A 20,284-nucleotide genomic window follows, 5' to 3' on the forward strand; every position below is an offset into this window, starting at 1 on the left:
CCGCGCGCTAGCGGAACTGGCCAGAGCCCTCGGCACTGCGGTTGTCGAGGACTCTGTCCAGCGTGTCTTCCAGTTGCTGGCCGTCCACGGCGGTGACGCGTACGGAGAAGGGACCGTCGCCCATGCCGCTCAAGTTGACGAAGTAGTTGTAGCTCTCGCGCGGGACGTCCTGCCATCCGCCGGTGCCGCGCCGCCACTCCAGCTTCTGGATGGGCAGGCGGTGGTTGCGGACCTGGATGGCGGTCCACCAGGGATTGCTGCCTTCCTTGAAGTGGTACTCGATGTTCCCCGCCACGTCGCAGGACACCGGCGTCCAGGTGATGTTGACCCGGCCCTGCTCCATCTCCGCGATGCGGGCGAAGGCCTGCCGGCTCAGGTCCAGGTGGCCGGATTCACACTCCGGGCAGCGGTCCACGATGCGCACGCGGACCGAGCCCTTGGGCCCGGTGATGTCCACGCACTGCCCACAGGCCGCGCTGTTGGCGTACTGAGGCGTGTTCATGGCGGCCACCATCAAGTCACCCGTCGGCTCGTAGCTGCAATTGCCGGAGCCGGTGGCGTTGTAGAAGGTGGCGATGCCCTGTTGCTCCTCGCCCAGCGGCGCGCCGCCGCCAGACGGGTCGTCACTGCAACCGCCACAGGCGATGAACACCGCGGCGACAGGGAGGAGGAAGCGCCGGGACTTCGAGCGAAGAGGGTGCATGGCCGCTCAGCATACCCCGCAAAAACGGCGTCGGGGTGGAGGGGCCCCGGGCACCCTCCACCCCGACGTGTATGCGGGCTTGCGCCCCGGTGTCAGCGGCCCCGGACGGAGGCGCCCTTGAGGGCGCGGGCCTGCGTCACCAGCCGCACGAACTCCTTGCGGTCGGCGTCACCCTCGGTGGCGCCCTCGGCCAGCTTCTCGGCCGTGGCCAGGCTCCAACCCTCCGCGGAGGGGCTGTCGCGGAGGACGTCGGCGGTGGCGGCCACGGCGACGGCGAAGCGGAAGTCCGGCGACGCCTGCGCCAGCGTGTCACGCAGCTTCGTGCGCTCGAAGGGGAATTCGCGCTCGGAGGCCTCGGTGCCGTTGGGCGCCTTGGCGCGGACGCGGACGGTGGCCAGCGGCTCGGTGGCTTCACCCGTCAGCTCCACCTCGTACACGGCGGTGACGTTGTGGCCGGCGCCAATCTCGCCCGCGTCCACCTTGTCGTTGCGGAAGTCGTGGTCGGCGACGTCGCGGTTCTCATAGCCCACCAGCCGGTAGCGGCGGACGGCGGCGGGGTTGAACTCCACCTGGAACTTCACGTCCTTGGCGATGACCTCCAGCGTGCCGGTGAGCTGCGTCTCGAACACCTTCTTCGCCTCGCGCAGGCTGTCCACGTAGAAGCAGTTGCCGTTGCCCTTGTCCGCGAGCTTCTCCATCAGGTCGTCGCGGTAGTTGCCCATGCCGAAGCCCACGGTGGTGAGGGTGACGCCCTCGGCCGTGTACTTGTGGATGCTGTCCAGCATGGCGTTGGCGCTCACGTTCCGGCCGATGTTGGCGTCACCGTCGGTGAGGACGACGACGCGGGACACCACGCTGCCGGAGGCCTTCTTCACGGCGTGGCGGTAGGCCAGCTCCATGCCGGAGCCCATCGCCGTGCCGCCACCGGCCGTGAGCGAGTCGAGCGCGGCGTGGATGCTCTTCACGTCGGTGGCGGGCGTCGGCGGCAGCACGTCCCGGGTGTTGCCCGCGTAGGTGACGATGGCGACGGTGTCGTTCTCGTTGAGGTTCTTGACGGCGACCTTGATGGCCTCCCTCGCGAGCGGCAGCTTGTCCTCCGAGTGCATGGAGCCACTGGTGTCCACGAGGAACACGAGGTGCGCGGGCTTGCGCTGCGAGCGCGAGACCACCTTGCCCTGCACGCCCACGCGCAGGAAGTGGCGCTTGGCGTCGAAGGGTGAGGGCGCGCCCTCCAGGTGCACCGCGAAGGCGCCCGTCTCCGGGGGCGCGTAGCGGAACTTGAAGTAGTTGACGAACTCCTCCACGCGGACGGCGGAGGCGGGCGGGAGCTGGCCGTTGACGAGGTAGCGGCGCGACACCGTGTACGACGCGGTGTCCACGTCCGCGGCGAACGTGGAGAGCGGGTCCTTGGCCGTCTCGACGAAGGCGTTGGCCTTCCAGGCCTCGAAGGTGTTTCCGCCCGCGGGAGCGGCGTCTTGTGGTTTGGACTCGAGGGACGCGCCCGCCAAGGCGTCAGCGGACAGCTTCATGGGCCCCGGTTCGCGGCGATGCAGTTCGGCTTTGCCCAGGGAGACCTTCTTGGCGGCTTCCTGCGCGGGTGCGCGCGCAACGGGCCCGGCGAGCGCGGAAGCCGGGGGGGGCGCAGGGGCCGGGGCTGCCACGGAATGCTCGGCGCTGACCCGGTCCGCGACGTACTCCTCTCCCTCAGGAACGGGCGCGGCGTCGTCATCCCTGGCGACGGACTGTGCGGCCCCCTGGCTCGGGCGCTCGTCGGCGGTGGGGCTCCGGTTGTGGCACCCGGGCAGGGTGCTGGCGACGAGAAGGGCGCTTCCCCAGACAGTCAGTTGGCGCTTCAGCGAGAAGGGGGACATCGGGGCTCCAAGGTCGGTGAGTAGGTCGCCCCCCGAAAACGCATGGCCCGCGAGAAAGGGTCTAAAGCCGGATGAATTTTCCGGCGAACACCCGGGCCGGGCGTCCTTGTCTGGAGCACCTCCGTCTGACAGGGTGCCGCGCCATGCAGACCGCCAGGCCATTTCGAATTCTGGGTGTCCAGCAGATCGCCATTGGAGGCGCGGACAAGGCGCCGCTCCGCAAGCTCTGGGTCGACCTGCTGGGCTTGACGCCCCACGGCACCTACCGCAGCGAGCGCGAGAACGTGGACGAGGACATCGTCACCGCGGGCGCGGGCCCCTTCAAGGTGGAGGTGGACTTGATGCAGCCCGTGGATCCGGAGAAGAAGCCCCGCGTCCACGAGACGCCGCTCAACCACGTGGGCCTCTGGGTGGACGACCTGCCCGTGGCCGTGCAGTGGCTGGAGTCTCAGGGCCTTCGCTTCGCCCCCGGCGGCATCCGCAAGGGCGCCGCGGGCTTCGACATCTGCTTCATCCACCCCAAGGGCAGCGAGCAGTTCCCCTTCGGCGGAGAGGGCGTGCTCATCGAGCTGGTGCAGGCGCCGAAGGAGGTCATCGCCGCCTTCGAGTCGCTATCCTCCGCGGGTCACTGAGTCAGCGCCCGGCGGGGGCATGCTGGCCCTGCCGGAACAGCCGTCCCGAGAGGTTCCGGAGCGCGGGCCGCAGCACGCGCTCCAGCCGGTCCAGGGCGACGCACAGCACGAAGGTGAGGCCGATGATGACGGCCGTCAGCACCCAGTACTGGAGCCAGCCGCTGCGGTCTCCCCAGAAGCGCTGGAAGGAGAAGACGCCGCCCAGCCGGTAGAAGAGCAGCATCTCGTGGAAGAAGTACGCGGACAGCGACGACGTGCCGAACACCTCCACGAAGCGCCGCAGCCGGGACGGCGCTGCATTCACCGGGACCCGGGCCTCCAGCCACGTCAACACGAGCAGCACCGAGCTCACCCAGCCGAAGCGCGCCGCCGCGTTGGAGGGATTGGCGACGAAGAAGCGGTGGGGCGGGTAGAGGCCGTAGAGGAAGTCACCGAGCACCGCGCCCGTGAAGCCCAGCCCCATCAGCACCAGCAGCGCTTTGATGAGCCCGGTGCGGCCCCAGGCGCCCGCCACCGTTCCCGCGAAGACGCCCAGCCACGCGTAGCCCAGCCAGGGCAGCAGCGGGAAGGGCGCGAAGGAGGACTTCTCCGTCAGCGTGGCCCAGGGGCCATCCACCTGTTCCCCCAGGGGCGACACGGCGAACGTGGCCATGGCCAGCACGAAGGCGCCGACGCTCAGCACCTTGGGGCGCGCGGAGAGCAGCGCGGCCACCGGCAGGACGATGAGCAGGCACAGGCCCACGCACTGGAGGATGTCCATGCGGAAGATCCACTCGGGCTCGCGCAGCAGGGGGAACCACGCCCAGTTGACCAGGGTGGCCACCGCGAGCACCTCGCCAGCGCGGCGGAGGTTGCGGTGGACGCGCTCGCGGAGCACGCCGCTGGCGGCGCTGCGGACCATCATCAGGGCGGTGGCGAAGCCGGCGGAGAAGATGAACGCGGGGGCCACCAGCCCGTCGACGCGCAGCAGCCGCGCCACCCATTCGCTCTGCCGCAGCTCGGGCGTGAGCAAGGCCAGGGTGTGCGTCTGGACCATGAAGAGCACCGCGATGCCCCGGAGCCAGTCGATGGCTCGGATGCGATCACGGGAGACGAGGGCAGGGGAGGCGGGCGTGGACGTCACAGCCCGCCTACCCTAGAGCATCAGCGGACCCAGCTCACGTTACTGATGGTGAATTTAGAGCCGTCCTGCTTCTCCGCGTTCGTCATCGGCGAGTACACCCGCGTGGAGAAGGTGTTGGCCGCCGTGTCCACCTCCACCAACCGCGTCAGGTTCGATGTGTTCTCGTGGTACGCCGTCAGGATTTGGTGGATGGTGTTGCCGTGGACCCCCGTGTTGGTCCGGTACGCGGCATTGCCCGTGTGCCCGGAGAAGACGAACCGCACGTTGGCGTACTGCTTGATGAGCTGGTCGAACACGTACTGCGGGCTGTTGTTGCCATAGCCGCCGTTGCTCTGCTCGATGGCGCCGCTGCCATTCAGGTGGGAGTGGGTGTTGATGATGACGTTGTGACGCGGATGTTGCGCCAGCACCGTCTTCGCCCAGTCCACGGCGCCCGTGCGGGCCCACAGCTCCAGGTTGAGCACCAGCCAGTCCAGGCCACCGGCGGAGAACGTGTGGTAGGAGTTGTCGATCTTCCCCGGCTCGTAGACGCCACCCAGCGCGGTGAAGCGCGTGAGCGGGAAGTGCGCGTTGAAGGTGCTGGTGTCGCGCAGGTTGGCGTTGACGTTGCCCGGGCAGGCGCTGCCGCCGGGGCACACGGCCGCGGTGTCATGGTTGCCAATGGCGTAGACGTAGGGCAGGCCGGCGGCGTCCAGAATCTCGGTGGCCTCGCTGGCGCGCACGTACTGGATGTGGTCCGGCGTGTCCCAGTTCACGACGTCGCCCGTGTGCAGCACGAAGCGCAGGTCGAGCGAGCTCCGGTTGTCCACCAGCCACTGGAGCCGGTGCGTGAGTCGCGTGGGGGGCGTGGTGAGGACCTCGTTCTGTGTGTCGGGGATGACGGCGAAGGTGAACTTCGTGTCGACCGGAGGCGCGGACTCCGGGGCGGCGTAGAACTTGATGCCCTGGTTGACCCAGCCGGTGGAGGCGAGCGCGTCGCGCTGGGCCTCGGTGATGGCGAAGCGGTGCTTGCGCAGCGTGGTGTTGGAGAAGCGGTACACCGGAACGAGGCATGACGCGGCCGTCTTCGACGCGTAGAAGCCGACGTTCTCGTCCGTCGTGTAGCCCCCGTTCTGCATGAGGTCGTTCCGCTCGGCCTCATCAATGGTCCAGAAGTGCTCCTGCCGGCTGGGGCTGTAGATGCGGTAGACGGGGGACAGCCCCGTCCCCGTGGAGGCCGCGGCGAGGAAGGCCACGCCCCGGTCTTCCGTGTAGCCCCAGGTGATGGCGGCGTTGGCGGCCTCGTTCGCGTTGAGCGTGTAGAGGCTGTCTCCGTTGGCCGGCTTGATGCGGTGATGGACGGCCCGGCTCATCGAGTCGCAGTTCAGCGCGGACTCGGTGGTGGCGACCTCGACTTCGGGCTGCGATTCCACCGGGCCGCCGCACGCCGCCAGCAGGCCCAGCAGTGCCATGGGGACCGAGGTTCTCAGGTGTCTCAAAGGTGTCTCCTCGCAAGGGGTGTCGCGGACAGGGATGGCCGCAAAACGAGTATTGCGAGAAAATCAATAGCACCTGGGTCGTGGTCCTGGAAGACCCACCCTGGGCAATGTCTACCGGTAACCCGTGGCGTCGGCGGGCTTGCCTGCGTCCTGGACCTCGACGACGTAGCGCCAGGCATCGGGCTGGCTGCCATCCAGGTCCGTGAAGCCGTAGACGCGTGCGAGCTGGCCGCTGGACAGGGACTGTCCGTTCCACCGGGCCTTGTCCGCGTCCGATGCCAGCGCGGCCACGGCTCGGCCGACATAGGCCGGCGTCTCCGAGATGACGAAGTGAGGCTCCTTCACCGTCGCGTCGCGCCAGTTCGCCTCGGTGACGCCGAAGTGCTCCAGCATGCCTTCGGAGCGCATCCAGCCCGGCGTCAGCGCGACGGCGGTGGCGCCATGGGGCCTGAGCTCTCGAGCCTGGCTCCAGGCCAGCCGGAGCACGGAGGCCTTCGCGAGGTCGTAGAACGTGGAGATGCGGTAGTTCGTCGCGTTGTAGTCGGCGGTGCCGTCGGTGACCTCGACCACGAGTCCTCCCGGGCGGCGGATGAGCAGCAGCAGGGCGAAGTGGCTGGTGATGAGGTGCGTGTCCACGCCCAGCCGGAGCAGCCGCAGCCCCTTTTCGAGCGAGTGCTCCCACACGCTCTTGTTCCACTCAAAGATGGACTCGCCGCCCCAGATGTCGTTGACGAGCACGTCGAGCCGGCCCTGTTCCCCATCAATGCGCTTCACCAGGGCCTGGACCTGTTCGGGCACCAGGTGGTCCGTCTGCACGGCGATGCCGAGCCCACCCGCCGCCGTCACCTGCTCGGCGGTCTCTTCAATGGTCTCCGGCCGGTTCTGCTCCGAGCGCTGGGCCCGTGTCGTCCGGCCCGTGACGTAGACGGTGGCGCCCGCCGCGCCGAGCTGCACCGCGATGCCCCGGCCTGCTCCTCGCGTGCCGCCCGCGACCAGTGCCACGCGTCCCTTCAGTGAATCCTTCATGTCCTGCATGCCTGCCTCCTGGGGGATGTCCGTACCGAGGGGCGAGACTACGGAGGATTGTTGACACCTCCTGTCAGGATTGGGCGAGTCGGCGGGGTTCACGGAGGAAGGCGCCGCGGCCTTTCACCTCCTCACCTGTTCGACATCTCGCGAGGAGGTTGCGTGATTCGACGACGCATAGGGGGCACCGCCGGCTTCCTGCCCACGTACCGGCGCGTGCGGCTCAGGGCGCGGGGCAGGTGAGTCTCGGCTCCGGCGCATCGACGTCCTGGAGCCGCAGCAGGCAGCGAAGGGCCTCGGGGTCCGCGGAGTCCGTCAGGTACGTCCGGCGCCACAGCATCGCTGCAACGCGCCGGGGAAGCGTGGGATCCGGCGCGACGAGGGCCCGGCGGACGGCATTGCCTCCCCGTGGCGCTGTCGCCGCCGCGGCTTCGAGCTTGGCGACTTCATCCGGACAGCCATCCGGGCAGTTGTAAAGGAACACCGCGTGGCCGTGCTCCAGGTTGTGGACATAGAGGCAGGGGGCGACGGGCTCGGAGGCGCTCCCGCACGGGGCCACGCTGCCGCAGTGGAGGCCGGAGTTGGGCGGATTCTCTCCGTTGCCACACGCTTCGCTCGAGCAGGTGTCGAGGTGGTGGGAGGGGCTCGGCGCCGACAGCGGAAAGCTGAACCGCTCGCAGGGGTCGGCGTCGTCAGGATCAGTGTCGCCGCAGCCGGCGAGCGCGAGGACCGTCAGGAGGGGGAGGAGCGGGCGTGGCATCACGGCCGCGTCATACCGCATCAGCCGGGAAACGTACCCCGCCGCTCCACGTCGATGTCGCGCAGGCCCTTGAAGCCCAGTCCGGCGGCGAAGCGGAGGAAGTCCTCCCGGGAGAGGCTGCCTCCGGTGGCGTTGAGCGGGAGCCCTCCGAGCTCCATCGGAGTCCGGCTGCGAACGGCGAAGTCCACGCGGCCCGGCAGATAGCCCGCGTTGGCGGCGATGATGATGTGCTCGGGGAGCCGCTGGGCCCAGCGCACCGCGACCTGCGGATGGACCTGGGCCTCCGAGCTGAACAGCAGCAGCGCCACGGGACTGGCGATGCGCGGTGGCGTCTTCGAGCACCTCAGCACCTCGCGCTGCACCTCCAGCCGACAGTCGTGCAATGTATCGACGCCGGGGACGTTGCCCCGGGTGATGTCGGTGGCGCTGCCCGCTCGAAGGAGGACCCCCAACGCCAGCGGTGCCGCGTACCGGGAGGACTTCCGGGCCGCGTTCAGCAAGGCCACGGATTCCGTCACGGCGGTGCGACCCGCCCGGCGGAGGGCGTCCTTGAGGAAGGGAATGGGCGCATCCACGCCCTGGTCCGCCACGGTTCCCAGGACGGCCAGCCATTCCAACGGGCCCGGCACTACGCAGGGCGACACGAGCGCGTAGGTGAGCAGGCTGCAACTGACCGCGGGCTCCAATCCCCGTGCGGCGAGCACGGTCGTGCCCGCCTTGCCAGCCGGAGCCAGGGCCGCTTGGGGCGCCACGATGAGCGTGGGGAGGTCCGGTGGAGCGACGGAGTCGTCCATCGCATCCGACGACATCTCGAGCACCACCCATGCGTCGGGCTGTGCCGCGCGGAGGCGCTGCTGAAAGGTTGGTGAGAGGGCATGCTCGCCCCTGGCCGGTACCTGCGCCTTGACCCGCGCTCCCACGGCCTGGAGCGCGCGGAGCACCAGCGCCCCTGCGGCGAGCCCGTCCACGCTGGGGTGGGGCGCCACGACCACGTGGCGATCCTTCAGCGCCATCAGGAAGTCACGAGCGTCCGCCAGCGCCTCTTCGGACGCGGGCCAGCGGGGGTCCTTCATGTGTCCGAGCAACATGGGGTGAAGGTTTAACGCGGTGGGGCGACACGGGAGGCCGGGCATGGAGCGCCCGCACGGTACCCGGCCGGGCAGATCCAGCGCCGAACCGGGAGGGGACCACCCAGTTTCGGAGTGTCATCAGTCGCAGGTTCTTCTACGGTCCGCGGCCATGAACCGGAAACGTCCCCTGAATTCCCTCCTGCGTGCGGCCGCGGTCATGGCGCTGCCCGCCTTCCTGGGGTGTGCCCAGGATTCGCAAGTGACGCGCGAGGCGCCCACGCCCTCCGAGTCTCCCGCCGCCGCGTCGCAGCCCACGCCGGCAGAGGCGAAGGCCTTCGCGGAGAAGGTGAACGCGGACCTCAAGCGCCTGTGGACGAAGCAGGCCACCGCGGAGTGGATCAAGTCCACGTACATCACCGATGACACCGAGCAGAACGCCGCCTTCGTCAACGAAGAGGTGCTGGCCTACGTCAACGGCGCCATCAAGGAGGCACGGCGCTTCGAGGGCCTGACGTTGGACGCGGACACCGCGCGCATGCTGCACCTGCTCAAGGTGTCCCAGGCGCTGCCGGCGCCGTCGGACGCGGAGCGGCGGTCCGAGCTGGCCGCCACGGCGGCGAAGCTGGAGGGCCTCTACGGCAAGGGCAAGTACTGCGGACCGGACGGGAAGGGGAAGTGCCGCGACCTGGAGGTGCTGTCCGACGTCATCGCGGAGAGCCGCAACTACGACGAGCTGCTGGACGCGTGGCAGGGCTGGCACTCCGTGGCCCGTCCCATGCGGCCGCTGTACGAGCGCCTGGTGTCCATCTCCAACGAGGGCGCGAAGGACATCGGCTTCAACGACCTGGGCACGCTGTGGCGCTCCGCGTATGACATGTCGCCGGCCGAGTTCGAGGTCGAGGCCCAGCGCCTGTGGGGCCAGGTGAAGCCGCTCTATGACGACCTGCACTGCTACGTGCGCGGCCGTCTGGCGAAGCAGTACGGCGCCGACAAGGTACCCGACGGCAAGCCGATTCCCGCGCACCTGCTGGGCAACATGTGGGCGCAGGAGTGGAACAACATCTACCCGCTGGTGGAGCCCTTCCCCGGACAGGCCAGCCTGGACGTGGACGCGGCGCTGAAGCAGCAGAAGTATGACGCGATGCGCATGGTGAAGCTGGGTGAGAAGTTCTTCACCTCGCTGGGCCTCAAGGAGCTGCCGCCGAGCTTCTTCGAGCGCTCGCAGTTCACCAAGCCGGAAGGCCGCGACGTCGTCTGCCACGCCAGCGCCTGGGACGTGAACTTCAGCAACGACCTGCGCATCAAGATGTGCATCAAGCCCACGGAGGAGGACCTCGTCACCATCCACCACGAGCTGGGCCACAACTACTACTACACGTACTACTACCAGCTCCCGGTGCTCTATCAGGCCGGCGCGAACGACGGCTTCCACGAGGCCATTGGTGACGCGCTCACGCTGTCCATCACCCCGGGCTACCTGCAGCAGGCGGGGTTGCTGAAGGCCGTTCCGAAGAACGAGAAGAACCTCATCAACCTTCAGATGAAGGACGCGCTGGAGAAGATTGCCTTCCTGCCGTTCGGTCTGCTCGTGGACCAGTGGCGCTGGGAGGTGTTCTCCGGCCGCGTGCAGCCGGCGGACTACAACAAGTCCTGGTGGACGCTGCGGGAGAAGTACCAGGGCGTCGCCGCGCCGGTGGCCCGTTCGGAGCAGGACTTCGACCCGGGGGCCAAGTACCACGTGCCTGCAAACGTTCCGTATACGCGGTATTTCCTGGCGCGCATCCTCCAGTTCCAGTTCCACAAGGCGCTCTGCGAGGCGTCCGGCTACCAGGGCGCTCTCCACGAGTGCTCCATCTATGGGAACAAGGAGGCCGGCAAGCGGCTCCAGGCCATGTTGGAGCTGGGCGCGAGCAAGCCGTGGCCCGACGCGCTCCAGGCCATGACGGGAACCCGGCAGATGGATGCCACGCCGCTGCTCGACTACTTCAGCCCGCTGCGCACCTGGCTCCAGGCGCAGAACAAGGGCCAGAAGTGCGGTTGGTGACGGTCTGGAGTAGACGCGCCGGGCGGCCACGCTTAAATTGCAGCCGTCTAGGCGGGTTCGCTCGTAGGACCGGACGGCGGATATTCGCGTCCGTGACGAAAGAAGAAGAGAGCAAATGGCTACTGGTACCGTGAAGTGGTTCAACGATGCGAAGGGTTTCGGCTTCCTCACCCAGGACGGTGGTGGTGAGGACGTGTTCTGCCACCACACCGCCATCAACATGGATGGCTTCCGCACCCTCCAGGAGGGCCAGAAGGTGGAGTTCGAAGTGACCCGCGGCCCCAAGGGCCTGCAGGCCCAGAACGTCCGCGCGGCCTGAGCCGAGCGTCGTTCGAACTGCTTCTGATGCATCATGAGGGTCCGGCCCCACGGGGTCGGGCCCTTCGTGCTTTCTGGAGAGCGCTCCGTGCCTTTGTCGACGAAGTTCCGCCGCTCACGCGTCTGTCTGTTGCCCGTTCTCGCCGCGCTGGGTTGCTCCACCACGCCAGCCGTGCCGTCGAGCACGGGCACGGCCGCCCTCCCGGCCGCGTCGTCCAAGACACCACCCCCTGCCAACGTCCCGGAGAAGGAGCCCACCGCCATGACGTCCACGTTCGACGCGGCGGCCCTGAAGGCGGAGCTCGTGACGCGGCACGGCGAGGCGCAGCGGGCCCGCATCGAGCGGGGCGTGGATCAGGTGGCGGCGATGTGGCGGCCGGAGGACGGAGACCTCGCGGCGTTCGCACGTGAACAGTTCCTGTCCGACCCGAGCGCGCTCGACGCGACCTTCCAGCGGCTGGAGCGGCTGTTCGAGCAGCTCGACGGGCACCTGTACGAAATCGGGCGTGAGCTCCAGTGGTACACCGACCTGGACCTGGGGCCATTGCTGCCGGTGGAGCCCCTGGTGGCGGCGTATGATCCGGCCGCGCACGTCACCACGGACCTGTTCCGCGCACGCGTGGGGTTCGTGGTGTTGCTCAACTTCCCGCTCACCACGTTGGCGGAGCGCGTGGAGCAGGGGCCGTCATGGACACGGCGGCAGTGGGCCGAGACGCGGCTGGCCGGGCGCTTCAACCAGCGCGTCCCCGCGGAGATTGAGCAGGCGTCCTCGCGCGCCATCGCCGCGGCCAACCTGTACATCGCCGAATACAACATCTGGATGCATCACCTGGTGGATGCGCAGGGGCGGCGCCCCTTCCCAAAGGGGCTGCGGCTCATCAGCCACTGGAACCTGCGTGACGAGCTGAAGGGTGATTATTCCGACGCGGCGACGGGCGCGCTGAAGCAGCGGATGATCGTCCAGGTGATGGAGCGCATCATCACGCAGACGATTCCCGCGGCCGTCATCGACAACCCGCGGTTGGATTGGGACCCCTTCACCAACACCGTCACGGTGGCGCCGCCGCAGACGGTGGAGGCGGATGCTCCCGCGCGCACGACGAAGCCGGATGCCTCGCCGGAGCCGGACACCCGCTACGCGCACCTGCTGGCCACCTTCCAGGCGGCGCGTCAGGCGGACCCCTACGTGCCGGTGGCGCCCACGCGAATCGCCCGGAGCTTCGAGCTGGGCCGCGAGCTGCCTGAGGCGCGCGTCCGGGCCCTGCTGACACAGGTGCTGGAGTCACCGCTGGTGCCGCGCGTGGCGAAGGAGATTGAAGCGCGCCTGGGCCGGAAGCTGGAGCCGCAGGACCTCTGGTACTCGGGCTTCAATCCGGGCGGCAAGCGGAAGGAGTCCGAACTGGATGCGCTGACGCGCAAGCGCTACCCCACGGCGGAGGCGTTCGCGAAGGACCTGCCGCGCATCCTCCAGGGCATGGGCTTCACGAAGGCGAAGGCCGTGTGGCTGGCGGAGCGAATTCGCGTGGACGCGTCGCGCGGAGCGGGGCACGCACAGCCGGCGCTCCGGCGAGGCGACTTCCCCCGGCTGCGCACGCGCGTGGAGAAGGGGGGCATGGACTACAAGGGCTACAACATCGCGGTGCACGAGCTGGGGCACAACGTGGAGCAGGTGTTCAGCCTCTACGGCGTGGACCACACGCTGCTCGCGGGGGTGCCCAACAACGCCTTCACGGAGGCGCTGGCCTTCGTGTTCCAGTCGCGGGACCTGGAGTTGCTCGGACTGGGCAAGCCGGACCCGGCGAGCGAGCGGGAGCGGGTGCTCGGCGAGCTGTGGCAGACGTGGGAGCGCGCGGGCATCGCGCTGGTGGACATGTCGGTGTGGCACTGGATGTACGCGCACCCGGATGCCACGCCAGCCCAGCTTCGCGAGGCGGTGGTGGGCATCGCGCGCGACGTGTGGAACCAGTACTTCGCGCCGGTGCTGGGCGGGGAGGGGAGCACGCTGCTGGCCGTCTACAGCCACATGATCAGCTATCCGCTCTACCTGCCCGACTATCCGCTGGGCCACCTCATCGCGTTCCAGATTGAAGAGCACCTGAAGCGCAAGGGATCGCTGGGCGCCGAGTTCGAACGCATGGCCACCTACGGTTCGGTGACGCCGGACCAGTGGATGATTCATGCGACCGGGGCCCCGGTGAGCGCGGAGCCGTTGCTCCGCGCCGCCGAGGCCGCCCTGAGTCGCTGACCTACGGCTGCCGGGACGTGTCGCCGGGGACGTCGATGAGCTCGACGTCGAAGGTGAGGACGGCGTTGGGCGGGATGCGCGAGCCGGACGGCGGCCGCTCGCCGTAGGCGGTGTTGCCGGGGCAGGTGAGCTTCGCCTTGCCGCCCACCTTCATCTTCGCCACGCCCTGCGTCCAGCAAGGGATGACGCCGTTGAGCGGGAACTCGACGGGGATTCCGCGGCGGGCGGAGGTGTCGAAGATGGTGCCGTCCACCAGCCGGCCCTCGTAGTGGACCTTGACGGTGTCGACGGCGCGCGGGCTGCGGCCGGTTCCCGCCTGGACCTGCTTGTAGACGACGCCGGAGGGAAGCACCTCCGCGCCGGGCTCCTTGGCGGCGCGCTCCAGCGCGGCCTTGCCCGCGAGGGCCTGCCGGCTCTTGGCGAAGGCCTGAACCCGCTGCGCCTGCTCCTTCGGGTCGATGTCGGACGTCTTTCCACCGAGTCCGTCGGACAGGCCCTGTTGCAGCACCTTCAGCTCCTCGGGCGACAGCGCGAAGAGGGACAAATCACGGCCAATGGAGAGGCCGAGCGTGTAGAGGGTCTGCTGGTCCTCCTCGGACAGCGCAGCGGGCGCCGCCGGCGCGGCGGCCGGAGTCGCCGGTGCGGCCTTGGCCGCGGGCTTCTTCGCCGACTTCGAGTCCTGCGCCTGGGCGCCCGTCGCGCCGAGCGCGAACACCAGGGCCGCCGTCCACATCGATCGCATGCATCCACCTTTCATGAGAACCGGCGCACTATAGAGCGTGGCCGCGCGCTCGGAAGACACAAGCCCGCGCGAAGAATTCACCGAGGAAGCACAGCGAGCGCGCGACTCCTCCGCGCGCCGTCCGTTTTCTTGCGCGTTCGGCGCGCGCCTCTACCCTGCATCCAGGTTGCTTCACCCCCGGAGCAACCTGTTGCACCACCTGACCGGAGGCGAAGAAGCCATGAGCGACAAGCGGAAGAACAAGCGGGCGCCCCTCGACATCTACCTGAACAAGTACATGGGTGGCGTGCCGTACATGTCGCGGGCCGCGGACATCAGCCAGGAAGGGCTGAGCCTCGCCCGGCTGCTCGAGCCTCAGCACGAGGCCAAGCGCATCGGCCTCCAGTTCCAGCTCCCGGGCTCGGAGGAGATCATCTACGCCGAGGGGGAAGTGGTCCGTGAGTGGGCCGAGCTGGGGGCCAAGCGTGAGCGCTCGGGTGTGCGCTTCACGTTGCTCACCGATCGTCACCGCAAGATGATCGACGCCTACGTCGACCGTCACGGCAACGAGAACTGACGCATACCCGCCGTGCCGCAGGGGCCTGCCTTGACTTCCCCGGAAGCGGGCCCGTTGAATGGGAAGCCATTCTGCCCTGACACGACCCGCGACGTCGGACGAGGGGCTGGAGGATTTCCCGTGAGGCACTCGCTGTGGGGGATATTGCTGGCCGTGCCACTGACCGCGTTTGGCCAGGGCAAGGAAGCGAAGGCCCCGAAGTCCACCGTCGCCGCCGTGAAAACGGCACCGGGGGCACCGGGCGTCAATTGGGAAGGGCAGGTTCTGCGGGCCACGGGAGTGGGTGCTCCCGACCTGAAGGCCTCCAACCCCGGGCAGGCCCGACTGGGCGCCGAGCGGACCGCCAGGCAATCCGCCGTCCAGAACCTCATGGACCAGGCCGGGCGCCTCCACATCAGCGCGGGCCGCACCGTGGCGGACGAGCTGTCCCGCGAGGACGTCCGCAAACGGGTGGAGGCCGCGATGGGCGGTTACAAGGTCGTCGCCCGGCGGTTCTTCTCCGACAGTGGCGTGGAGATTGACGTGGAGGTGCCGCTGTCGGCCCTCACCGCGTCGCTGTTCGCGTCGCCCGCCGCGGACACCGTCATCGCCATCAACGGCGCGGGCGCGAAGAAGTACACAGGTCTGGTGGTGGATGCGCGAGGGCTCGGTGTGCAGCCCGTGCTGGCGCCCCGCCTGCTGGATGACAGCGGCAAGGCGCTGTACGGCGCGGCGGCGCTGGCCAACGAGCGCCGTGCCGCGACCGCCGTGGCCGCGTGGTTCCAGAGCCTGGAAGCGGCGAAGAAGGCCTCGCTGGTGGGGGACAAGCCCCTGGTGGTGAAGGCCAAGGGTTCCAAGGGGTCCGACCTGGTGCTCGCCTCGGAGGATGCGAAGGCGCTCGTCGAGGCCAACACGCGCTTCCTGGCCGAGGGCCGGGTCGTGATCGTCACGCAGTGACTTCGAGGTCCCGGCGAGCTGATGCGGAAGGTTCTGCTGTTGGTGATGGTGTCCACGTTCGCTGGGTGTGCGAAGCGTCAGGAGCCCGAGTCCCTGCTCAAGGCCCGCGAGCTGATGGCGGAAGCCCAGAATCCCAGCGGCAATCTGGCCCTGCTCTGCGAGCCCGTGGACGCGGAGGTATATCTGGATGGTGTCTGGCAGGGGCTCTGCAGCGACTTCTCGGGTTCCCCCAAGGCGCTGCGAGTGGGCAGCGGCCTGCACGAGATTGAAGTGAAGAAGCAGGGGTACTGGCCCTATACGACATACTTCGAGCCCAGCCGGGCCCGCGCGCGGCTGACCATCCAACTCCGCGCCTCTGGGCCGAAGGCCGGTGGTTCGGAGTGACGCCGGGCTGGGTGTAAAGCGAGCGGGCCTCCACGAAAGCCCGTTTCCTGTGCTTTCGTGAAGTGCAATCAGGACATGACGTCGCCGTAGCTGGGACTGAAGAGGAGAGCGCCATCGGACGCCGCAGGAAAGGTCGCTCCACCGCCGCCGTGAAATCCACCGCCGCTGCCGTACCGCCGCCGGCTCGGTCCGCCCCCGTGCTTCACGAGGTGCCGCCGCCGCGTGGCCAGGACAAGGCCGCGGCCGAGCCGGCCCGTGCGCGGGTCGCCGAGCCCGTGGCGGTGGCCGAGAACGCCCTGTCCGAGACGGACGCCCGGCGCATCGACCTGTGGTGGTCGGTGGTGATGGTGGGCTCGCTGGGGCTGGTGTTCGCGCTGCTCTCCGTCTTTGGCGGAGTGGCGGTGCCAGTGCTGCTCGCGCTGTCGGGCGCGTACATCTTCAATCCCATCGTCACCGAGCTGGAGAAGCGGCGGCTGGACCGCACGTGGGGGACGACGCTCGTCTTCGCGGTGGGGACGCTGATGCTGGTCGGCGCCGTGCTGTACCTCATCCCGGTGTTCCGGGAGGAGGCGTCGAAGCTGCCGGACTTCTTCCACCGTGCGAGCACCCAGGTGGTGCCGAAGGTGGAAGGGTTGGTGGGGCATTCGTTGCCAGACCTGGTGCGCCAGCGCACCGCCGAGCTGGGAAAGCAGGCGTCAGAGTTGGTCCAGAGCGCGGGGCCAGCGGCGGCGCGCATCCTGGCGAGCTTCGCGGGCAACACGGCGCGGCTGGTGGTGACGTTGCTGGGCCTGTCGGTGGTGCCGGTGCTGGCCTTCTTCTTCCTACAGGACTACCCCCGGCTGATGGGCATGGTGAAGGACCTGCTGCCCCGGCGCGCAGTGGGGCTGGTGAGCCGGCGCTTCGCGGAGGTGGATGAGGTGCTCTCCGCCTTCGTGCGCGGCCAACTCATCGTCGGCGGCGTGCTGTCGGTCATCTATGCGGCGGGCCTGTCCGCGGCGCGCATCGACATGGCCATCGTCATTGGGGTGATTGCCGGCTTCGGCAACATGGTGCCGTACCTGGGCACGGGCGTGGGCATCGTGCTGTCGCTGGTGGGGCTCATGCTGTCGTGGCAGGGGCCGTGGCAACTGGCGGCGGTGGCGGCCACCTTCGTCATCGGGCAGATGCTGGAGGGCTTCGTCATCACCCCGCGAATCGTGGGGGAGAAGGTCGGGCTGGCGCCGGTGGCGATCATCCTGGCCATCCTCGCCTTCGGTGAGCTGTTCGGCTTCGTGGGCATCCTGCTGGCGGTGCCGGTGGCGGCCATCCTCAAGGTGGTCCTGAGCGTGGTGGTGGAGCGCTACCGCCGGACGCGGCTCTACACGGGGGAGCCCAAGTCGCCGTGACGAAGCTGGAGTCGCTACACAAGGAGATCACCGGCTGCCGGGCCTGCCCCCGGCTGGTGGAGTGGCGGGAGGAGGTGGCGCGAGTGAAGCGCCGCGCCTACCGCGACTGGAATTACTGGGGCCTGCCCGTTCCCGGCTTCGGAGACCCCAAGGCCCGGCTCATCATCGTCGGGCTGGCGCCGGCGGCCCATGGGGCGAACCGGACGGGGCGGATGTTCACCGGGGACCGCTCGGGCGACTTCCTCTATGCCGGGCTGCACCGCGCGGGCTTCGCGAATCAGGCCCTCAGCGAGCACCGGGATGACGGGCTCCGGCTGAAGGACGCCTTCATCGTGTCGGCGGCGCGCTGTGCTCCGCCCGACAACAAGCCCCTCCCAGAGGAGCTGGCCCGCTGCGCGCCGTTCCTGGATCGCGAGCTGGCGCTGCTGCCGGGCCGGGTGATGCTCGCGCTGGGGGCCATCGGCTGGAACGCCGCGCTCGTGGCCCTGGCGCGGCAGGGGATGGAGGTTCCGTCGCCTCGGCCCGCGTTCGGGCATGGGGCGGAGCTGGGCCTGCCGGGCGGCCGGACGCTGCTGGGCTGCTACCACGTCAGCCAGCAGAACACGCAGACGGGGCGGCTGACCCCGGCGATGTTCGACGCCGTCATGTCCCGGGTCCACACGCTGCTGGAAACGGCGGATCCGAAGGCGCGCGGGAAGAGTTGAAGAAGCCTTCTGTGTTTGCTTGACAGTTGGGGGAGCCCGCTGTTATTCCCCGCGCCACCGAAGCGGCTGCAACGGGTCGTTAGCTCAGCGGTAGAGCACTACCTTGACACGGTAGGGGTCAGTGGTTCGATCCCACTACGACCCATCATCAAAGAGTGACTTCAGCGGGCGGCACGGCTTTAAAAGAGCCTGCCGCCCGTTTTTTTTCCGAGGTTCGCATGTCCGACATCATCACGGTGACGCTCCCCGACGGCTCGCAGAAGCAGACGGCCCGGGGGACCACGATCGCGGACTTCGTGCGGGAGAGCATCGGCCCCGGCCTGGCGAAGGCCGCCCTCTTCGCGCGCGTGAATGGCCAGGACATGGACCTGGCCCGCAAGCTGGATGAGGACGTGAAGCTGCAGATCTTCACGCCCAAGAGCCCCGAGTCCCTGGAGTTGATCCGCCACGACGCCGCCCACGTGGTGGCCAGCGCGGTGCAGAAGCTCTTCCCGGGCACGCAGGTGACCATCGGTCCCGCGACGGAGGAGGGCTTCTATTACGACTTCTTCCGCGAGAAGCCCTTCACGCCCGAGGACCTGGAGAAGATCGAGGCCGAGGCGAACGCCGAGCTGAAGCGGGACATGGCCTTCATCCGCACCGAAATCTCCATGGACGAGGCCGTGCGCCTGTTCGAGGAGAAGGGCGAGACGTTCAAGGTGGAGATCGTCAAGGACATCGCGGCCAAGGGCGCCAAGACGCTGACGCTCTACACGCACGGTGACTGGGTGGACTTCTGCCTGGGGCCCCACGCGCCCAGCACGGGGAAGATCGGCATCATCAAGATCCTCTCCTCCAGTGGAGCGTACTGGCGGGGTGACCACCGCAACCCGATGCTCCAGCGCGTCTACGGCACGGCCTTCTTCGACAAGAAGCAGCTGGCGGAGTACCTGACGCGCATCGAGGAGTCGAAGAAGCGCGACCACCGCAAGCTGGGCAAGGAGTTGGATCTCTTCCACTTCCACCCGTACTCGCCGGGCTCCGCCTTCTGGACCCCGAAGGGCACCACGCTCTACACCACGCTGTCGAACTGGATGCGTCAGCTGACGCAGAACGACGGCTACGTGGAGATCAAGACGCCCCTGATGTTCAACAAGGGGCTGTGGGAGACCAGCGGCCATTGGGGCAAGTACAAGGAGAACATGTTCCTCGTGCTCGACAGCGAGTCGGGGGAGCACGACTTCTCGCTCAAGCCGATGAACTGCCCGTCGCACCACCTGTTCTACGGTTTCAAGAAGCACAGCTACCGCGACCTGCCGCTGCGCTACCACACGCAGGACGTGCTGCACCGCAACGAGGCGGCGGGCTCCCTGGGCGGCCTCACGCGCGTGCGCCAGTTCGCGCAGGACGACGCGCACATCTACTGCACGGAGGCGCAGATCACCGACGAGGTGCGGCGCTTCGTGAAGCTCCTGGACCACGTCTACAAGGCGGTGGGCCTCACCTACGCGGTGAAGCTGTCCACGCGGCCCGAGCAGCGCCTGGGTGATGACTCCCTGTGGGATCGCGCCGAGGGCGGCCTCAAGGCCGCGCTGGAGTCGCTGGGCCTCGAGTACGAGCTGGCCCCGGGGGACGGCGCGTTCTACGGCCCGAAGATCGACTTCGCGGTGTCGGACAGCATCGGCCGCCGGTGGCAGCTGGGCACCATGCAGCTGGACTACCTGGCGCCCGAGCGCTTCGACCTGACCTACGTGGGCGAGGACAACGCCGAGCACCGCCCCGTGGTGCTCCACCGCGCCATCTTCGGCTCGTTCGAGCGCTTCACGGCCATCCTCATCGAGCACTTCGCCGGCGCCTTCCCGGCCTGGCTGGCCCCCATCCAGGCGGTGCTGGTGACGGTGGCGGACCGGCAGAACGACTACGCCCGGAAGGTTCGGGACTCCTTGAGGGCGAAGGGCTACCGGGTGGAGTTCGACGAGCGCGGCCTGTCGATGAACGCGAAGATCCGCGAGGCCCAGCTCCAGAAGGTGCCGTTCACCCTGGTGGTGGGCGACAACGAGGTGTCGGGCGAGGGCGTGTCGCCGCGGCGGTACGGCGGCGAGGACCTCAAGACGATGAAGGTGACGGACTTCGAGGCCCTGCTGGCGAAGGAAGCGGCCCTGCCGTGATCGGAAGGTCAGGACGCCTGTCGGCTTGCTGACGGGCCTTGACTCCCTGTTGCACCTAAGTATCTTGACGCACTTTCGAGGGGAGCCTGCCCAAGTTCCCCGATTTTCGAGAGTTCTCGCACCTGCCGCTCAAGTCCAACGGCATGGGGCATGGAAGGAT

At 68.5% G+C, this 20,284-nt stretch carries 18 protein-coding genes and 1 tRNA gene; 11 read left to right on the forward strand and 8 right to left on the reverse strand.

All coding sequences use genetic code 11. From position 1 onward, the window contains the following. Positions 1-7: 7 nt before the first annotated feature. Both BLU09_RS22030 and BLU09_RS22035 read right to left on the reverse strand, forming a co-directional pair. On the reverse strand, positions 8-703 hold the full coding sequence (locus BLU09_RS22030) for an expansin EXLX1 family cellulose-binding protein (protein ID WP_090491481.1): 696 nt from the start codon (positions 701-703) through the stop codon (positions 8-10). Between the two features lie 92 nt (positions 704-795). Then, positions 796-2,574: a vWA domain-containing protein gene (locus tag BLU09_RS22035; protein ID WP_090491482.1), complete on the reverse strand. Its 1,779-nt coding sequence runs from the start codon at positions 2,572-2,574 to the stop codon at positions 796-798. 143 nt (positions 2,575-2,717) lie between these two features. Here BLU09_RS22035 and BLU09_RS22040 point away from each other — a divergent pair, with 143 nt between their 5' ends. After that, positions 2,718-3,206: a VOC family protein gene (locus BLU09_RS22040; RefSeq protein WP_186817649.1), complete on the forward strand. Its 489-nt coding sequence runs from the start codon at positions 2,718-2,720 to the stop codon at positions 3,204-3,206. Position 3,207: 1 nt separating this feature from the next. Here BLU09_RS22040 and BLU09_RS22045 read toward each other — a convergent pair whose 3' ends face one another. From BLU09_RS22045 to BLU09_RS22065, 5 genes are all read right to left on the reverse strand, one after another. Continuing rightward, a complete protein-coding gene (locus tag BLU09_RS22045) occupies positions 3,208-4,329 on the reverse strand; it encodes a heparan-alpha-glucosaminide N-acetyltransferase domain-containing protein (RefSeq protein ID WP_090491484.1) in 1,122 nt (373 codons plus the stop codon). Between the two features lie 20 nt (positions 4,330-4,349). Further along, positions 4,350-5,807 (reverse strand): metallophosphoesterase, encoded by a 1,458-nt coding sequence (locus BLU09_RS22050; protein WP_090491485.1) that lies wholly within the window; start codon positions 5,805-5,807, stop codon positions 4,350-4,352. 111 nt (positions 5,808-5,918) lie between these two features. After that, positions 5,919-6,842 carry an SDR family oxidoreductase gene (locus BLU09_RS22055; protein WP_090491486.1) on the reverse strand — a complete coding sequence of 308 codons (924 nt, stop codon included), beginning with the start codon at positions 6,840-6,842 and terminating at the stop codon, positions 5,919-5,921. Positions 6,843-7,056: 214 nt separating this feature from the next. Next, positions 7,057-7,614, reverse strand: a complete 558-nt coding sequence (locus BLU09_RS22060; protein WP_090491487.1) for a DUF3105 domain-containing protein — start codon at positions 7,612-7,614, stop codon at positions 7,057-7,059. Further along, positions 7,614-8,726, reverse strand: a complete 1,113-nt coding sequence (locus tag BLU09_RS22065; protein WP_090491488.1) for a serine/threonine-protein kinase — start codon at positions 8,724-8,726, stop codon at positions 7,614-7,616. Before BLU09_RS22065 ends, BLU09_RS22060 begins: the two co-directional genes overlap by 1 nt. A gap of 106 nt (positions 8,727-8,832) precedes the next feature. On the opposite strand from BLU09_RS22065, the gene BLU09_RS22070 reads away from it, so the two are divergent. From BLU09_RS22070 to BLU09_RS22080, 3 genes are all read left to right on the forward strand, one after another. Next, a complete protein-coding gene (locus tag BLU09_RS22070) occupies positions 8,833-10,707 on the forward strand; it encodes a M2 family metallopeptidase (protein WP_090491489.1) in 1,875 nt (624 codons plus the stop codon). A 115-nt stretch (positions 10,708-10,822) separates the two neighbouring features. Beyond that, on the forward strand, positions 10,823-11,026 hold the full coding sequence (locus BLU09_RS22075; protein ID WP_011553608.1) for a cold-shock protein: 204 nt from the start codon (positions 10,823-10,825) through the stop codon (positions 11,024-11,026). A gap of 33 nt (positions 11,027-11,059) precedes the next feature. After that, positions 11,060-13,270 carry a hypothetical protein gene (locus BLU09_RS22080; RefSeq protein WP_090491490.1) on the forward strand — a complete coding sequence of 737 codons (2,211 nt, stop codon included), beginning with the start codon at positions 11,060-11,062 and terminating at the stop codon, positions 13,268-13,270. A gap of 1 nt (position 13,271) precedes the next feature. On the opposite strand, the gene BLU09_RS22085 is transcribed toward BLU09_RS22080, so the two are convergent. Next, a complete protein-coding gene (locus BLU09_RS22085) occupies positions 13,272-14,012 on the reverse strand; it encodes an FKBP-type peptidyl-prolyl cis-trans isomerase (RefSeq protein ID WP_244171937.1) in 741 nt (246 codons plus the stop codon). A gap of 220 nt (positions 14,013-14,232) precedes the next feature. Here BLU09_RS22085 and BLU09_RS22090 point away from each other — a divergent pair, with 220 nt between their 5' ends. The 7 genes from BLU09_RS22090 to thrS all read left to right on the forward strand — a co-directional run bounded on the left by BLU09_RS22090 (position 14,233) and on the right by thrS (position 20,124). After that, positions 14,233-14,568: a PilZ domain-containing protein gene (locus BLU09_RS22090; protein WP_171410519.1), complete on the forward strand. Its 336-nt coding sequence runs from the start codon at positions 14,233-14,235 to the stop codon at positions 14,566-14,568. A 120-nt stretch (positions 14,569-14,688) separates the two neighbouring features. Next, the gene (locus BLU09_RS22095) at positions 14,689-15,504 is read left to right on the forward strand and encodes a hypothetical protein (protein ID WP_244171938.1); all 816 of its coding nucleotides are present in this window, start codon (positions 14,689-14,691) and stop codon (positions 15,502-15,504) included. 21 nt (positions 15,505-15,525) lie between these two features. After that, a complete protein-coding gene (locus tag BLU09_RS22100) occupies positions 15,526-15,888 on the forward strand; it encodes a PEGA domain-containing protein (RefSeq protein ID WP_011553613.1) in 363 nt (120 codons plus the stop codon). A 209-nt stretch (positions 15,889-16,097) separates the two neighbouring features. Continuing rightward, a complete protein-coding gene (locus tag BLU09_RS22105) occupies positions 16,098-17,273 on the forward strand; it encodes an AI-2E family transporter (protein ID WP_090491540.1) in 1,176 nt (391 codons plus the stop codon). Beyond that, positions 17,270-17,977: a uracil-DNA glycosylase gene (locus BLU09_RS22110; RefSeq protein WP_090491493.1), complete on the forward strand. Its 708-nt coding sequence runs from the start codon at positions 17,270-17,272 to the stop codon at positions 17,975-17,977. Before BLU09_RS22105 ends, BLU09_RS22110 begins: the two co-directional genes overlap by 4 nt. Before the next feature lie 73 nt (positions 17,978-18,050). Further along, a tRNA-Val gene (locus BLU09_RS22115) sits at positions 18,051-18,122 on the forward strand. Positions 18,123-18,195: 73 nt separating this feature from the next. Then, entirely contained in the window at positions 18,196-20,124 is a 1,929-nt protein-coding gene (thrS, locus tag BLU09_RS22120; RefSeq protein ID WP_090491494.1) for a threonine--tRNA ligase, read from the forward strand. Positions 20,125-20,284 lie beyond the last annotated feature (160 nt).

This window comes from Myxococcus virescens, assembly GCF_900101905.1.
Lineage (GTDB): Bacteria > Myxococcota > Myxococcia > Myxococcales > Myxococcaceae > Myxococcus > Myxococcus virescens.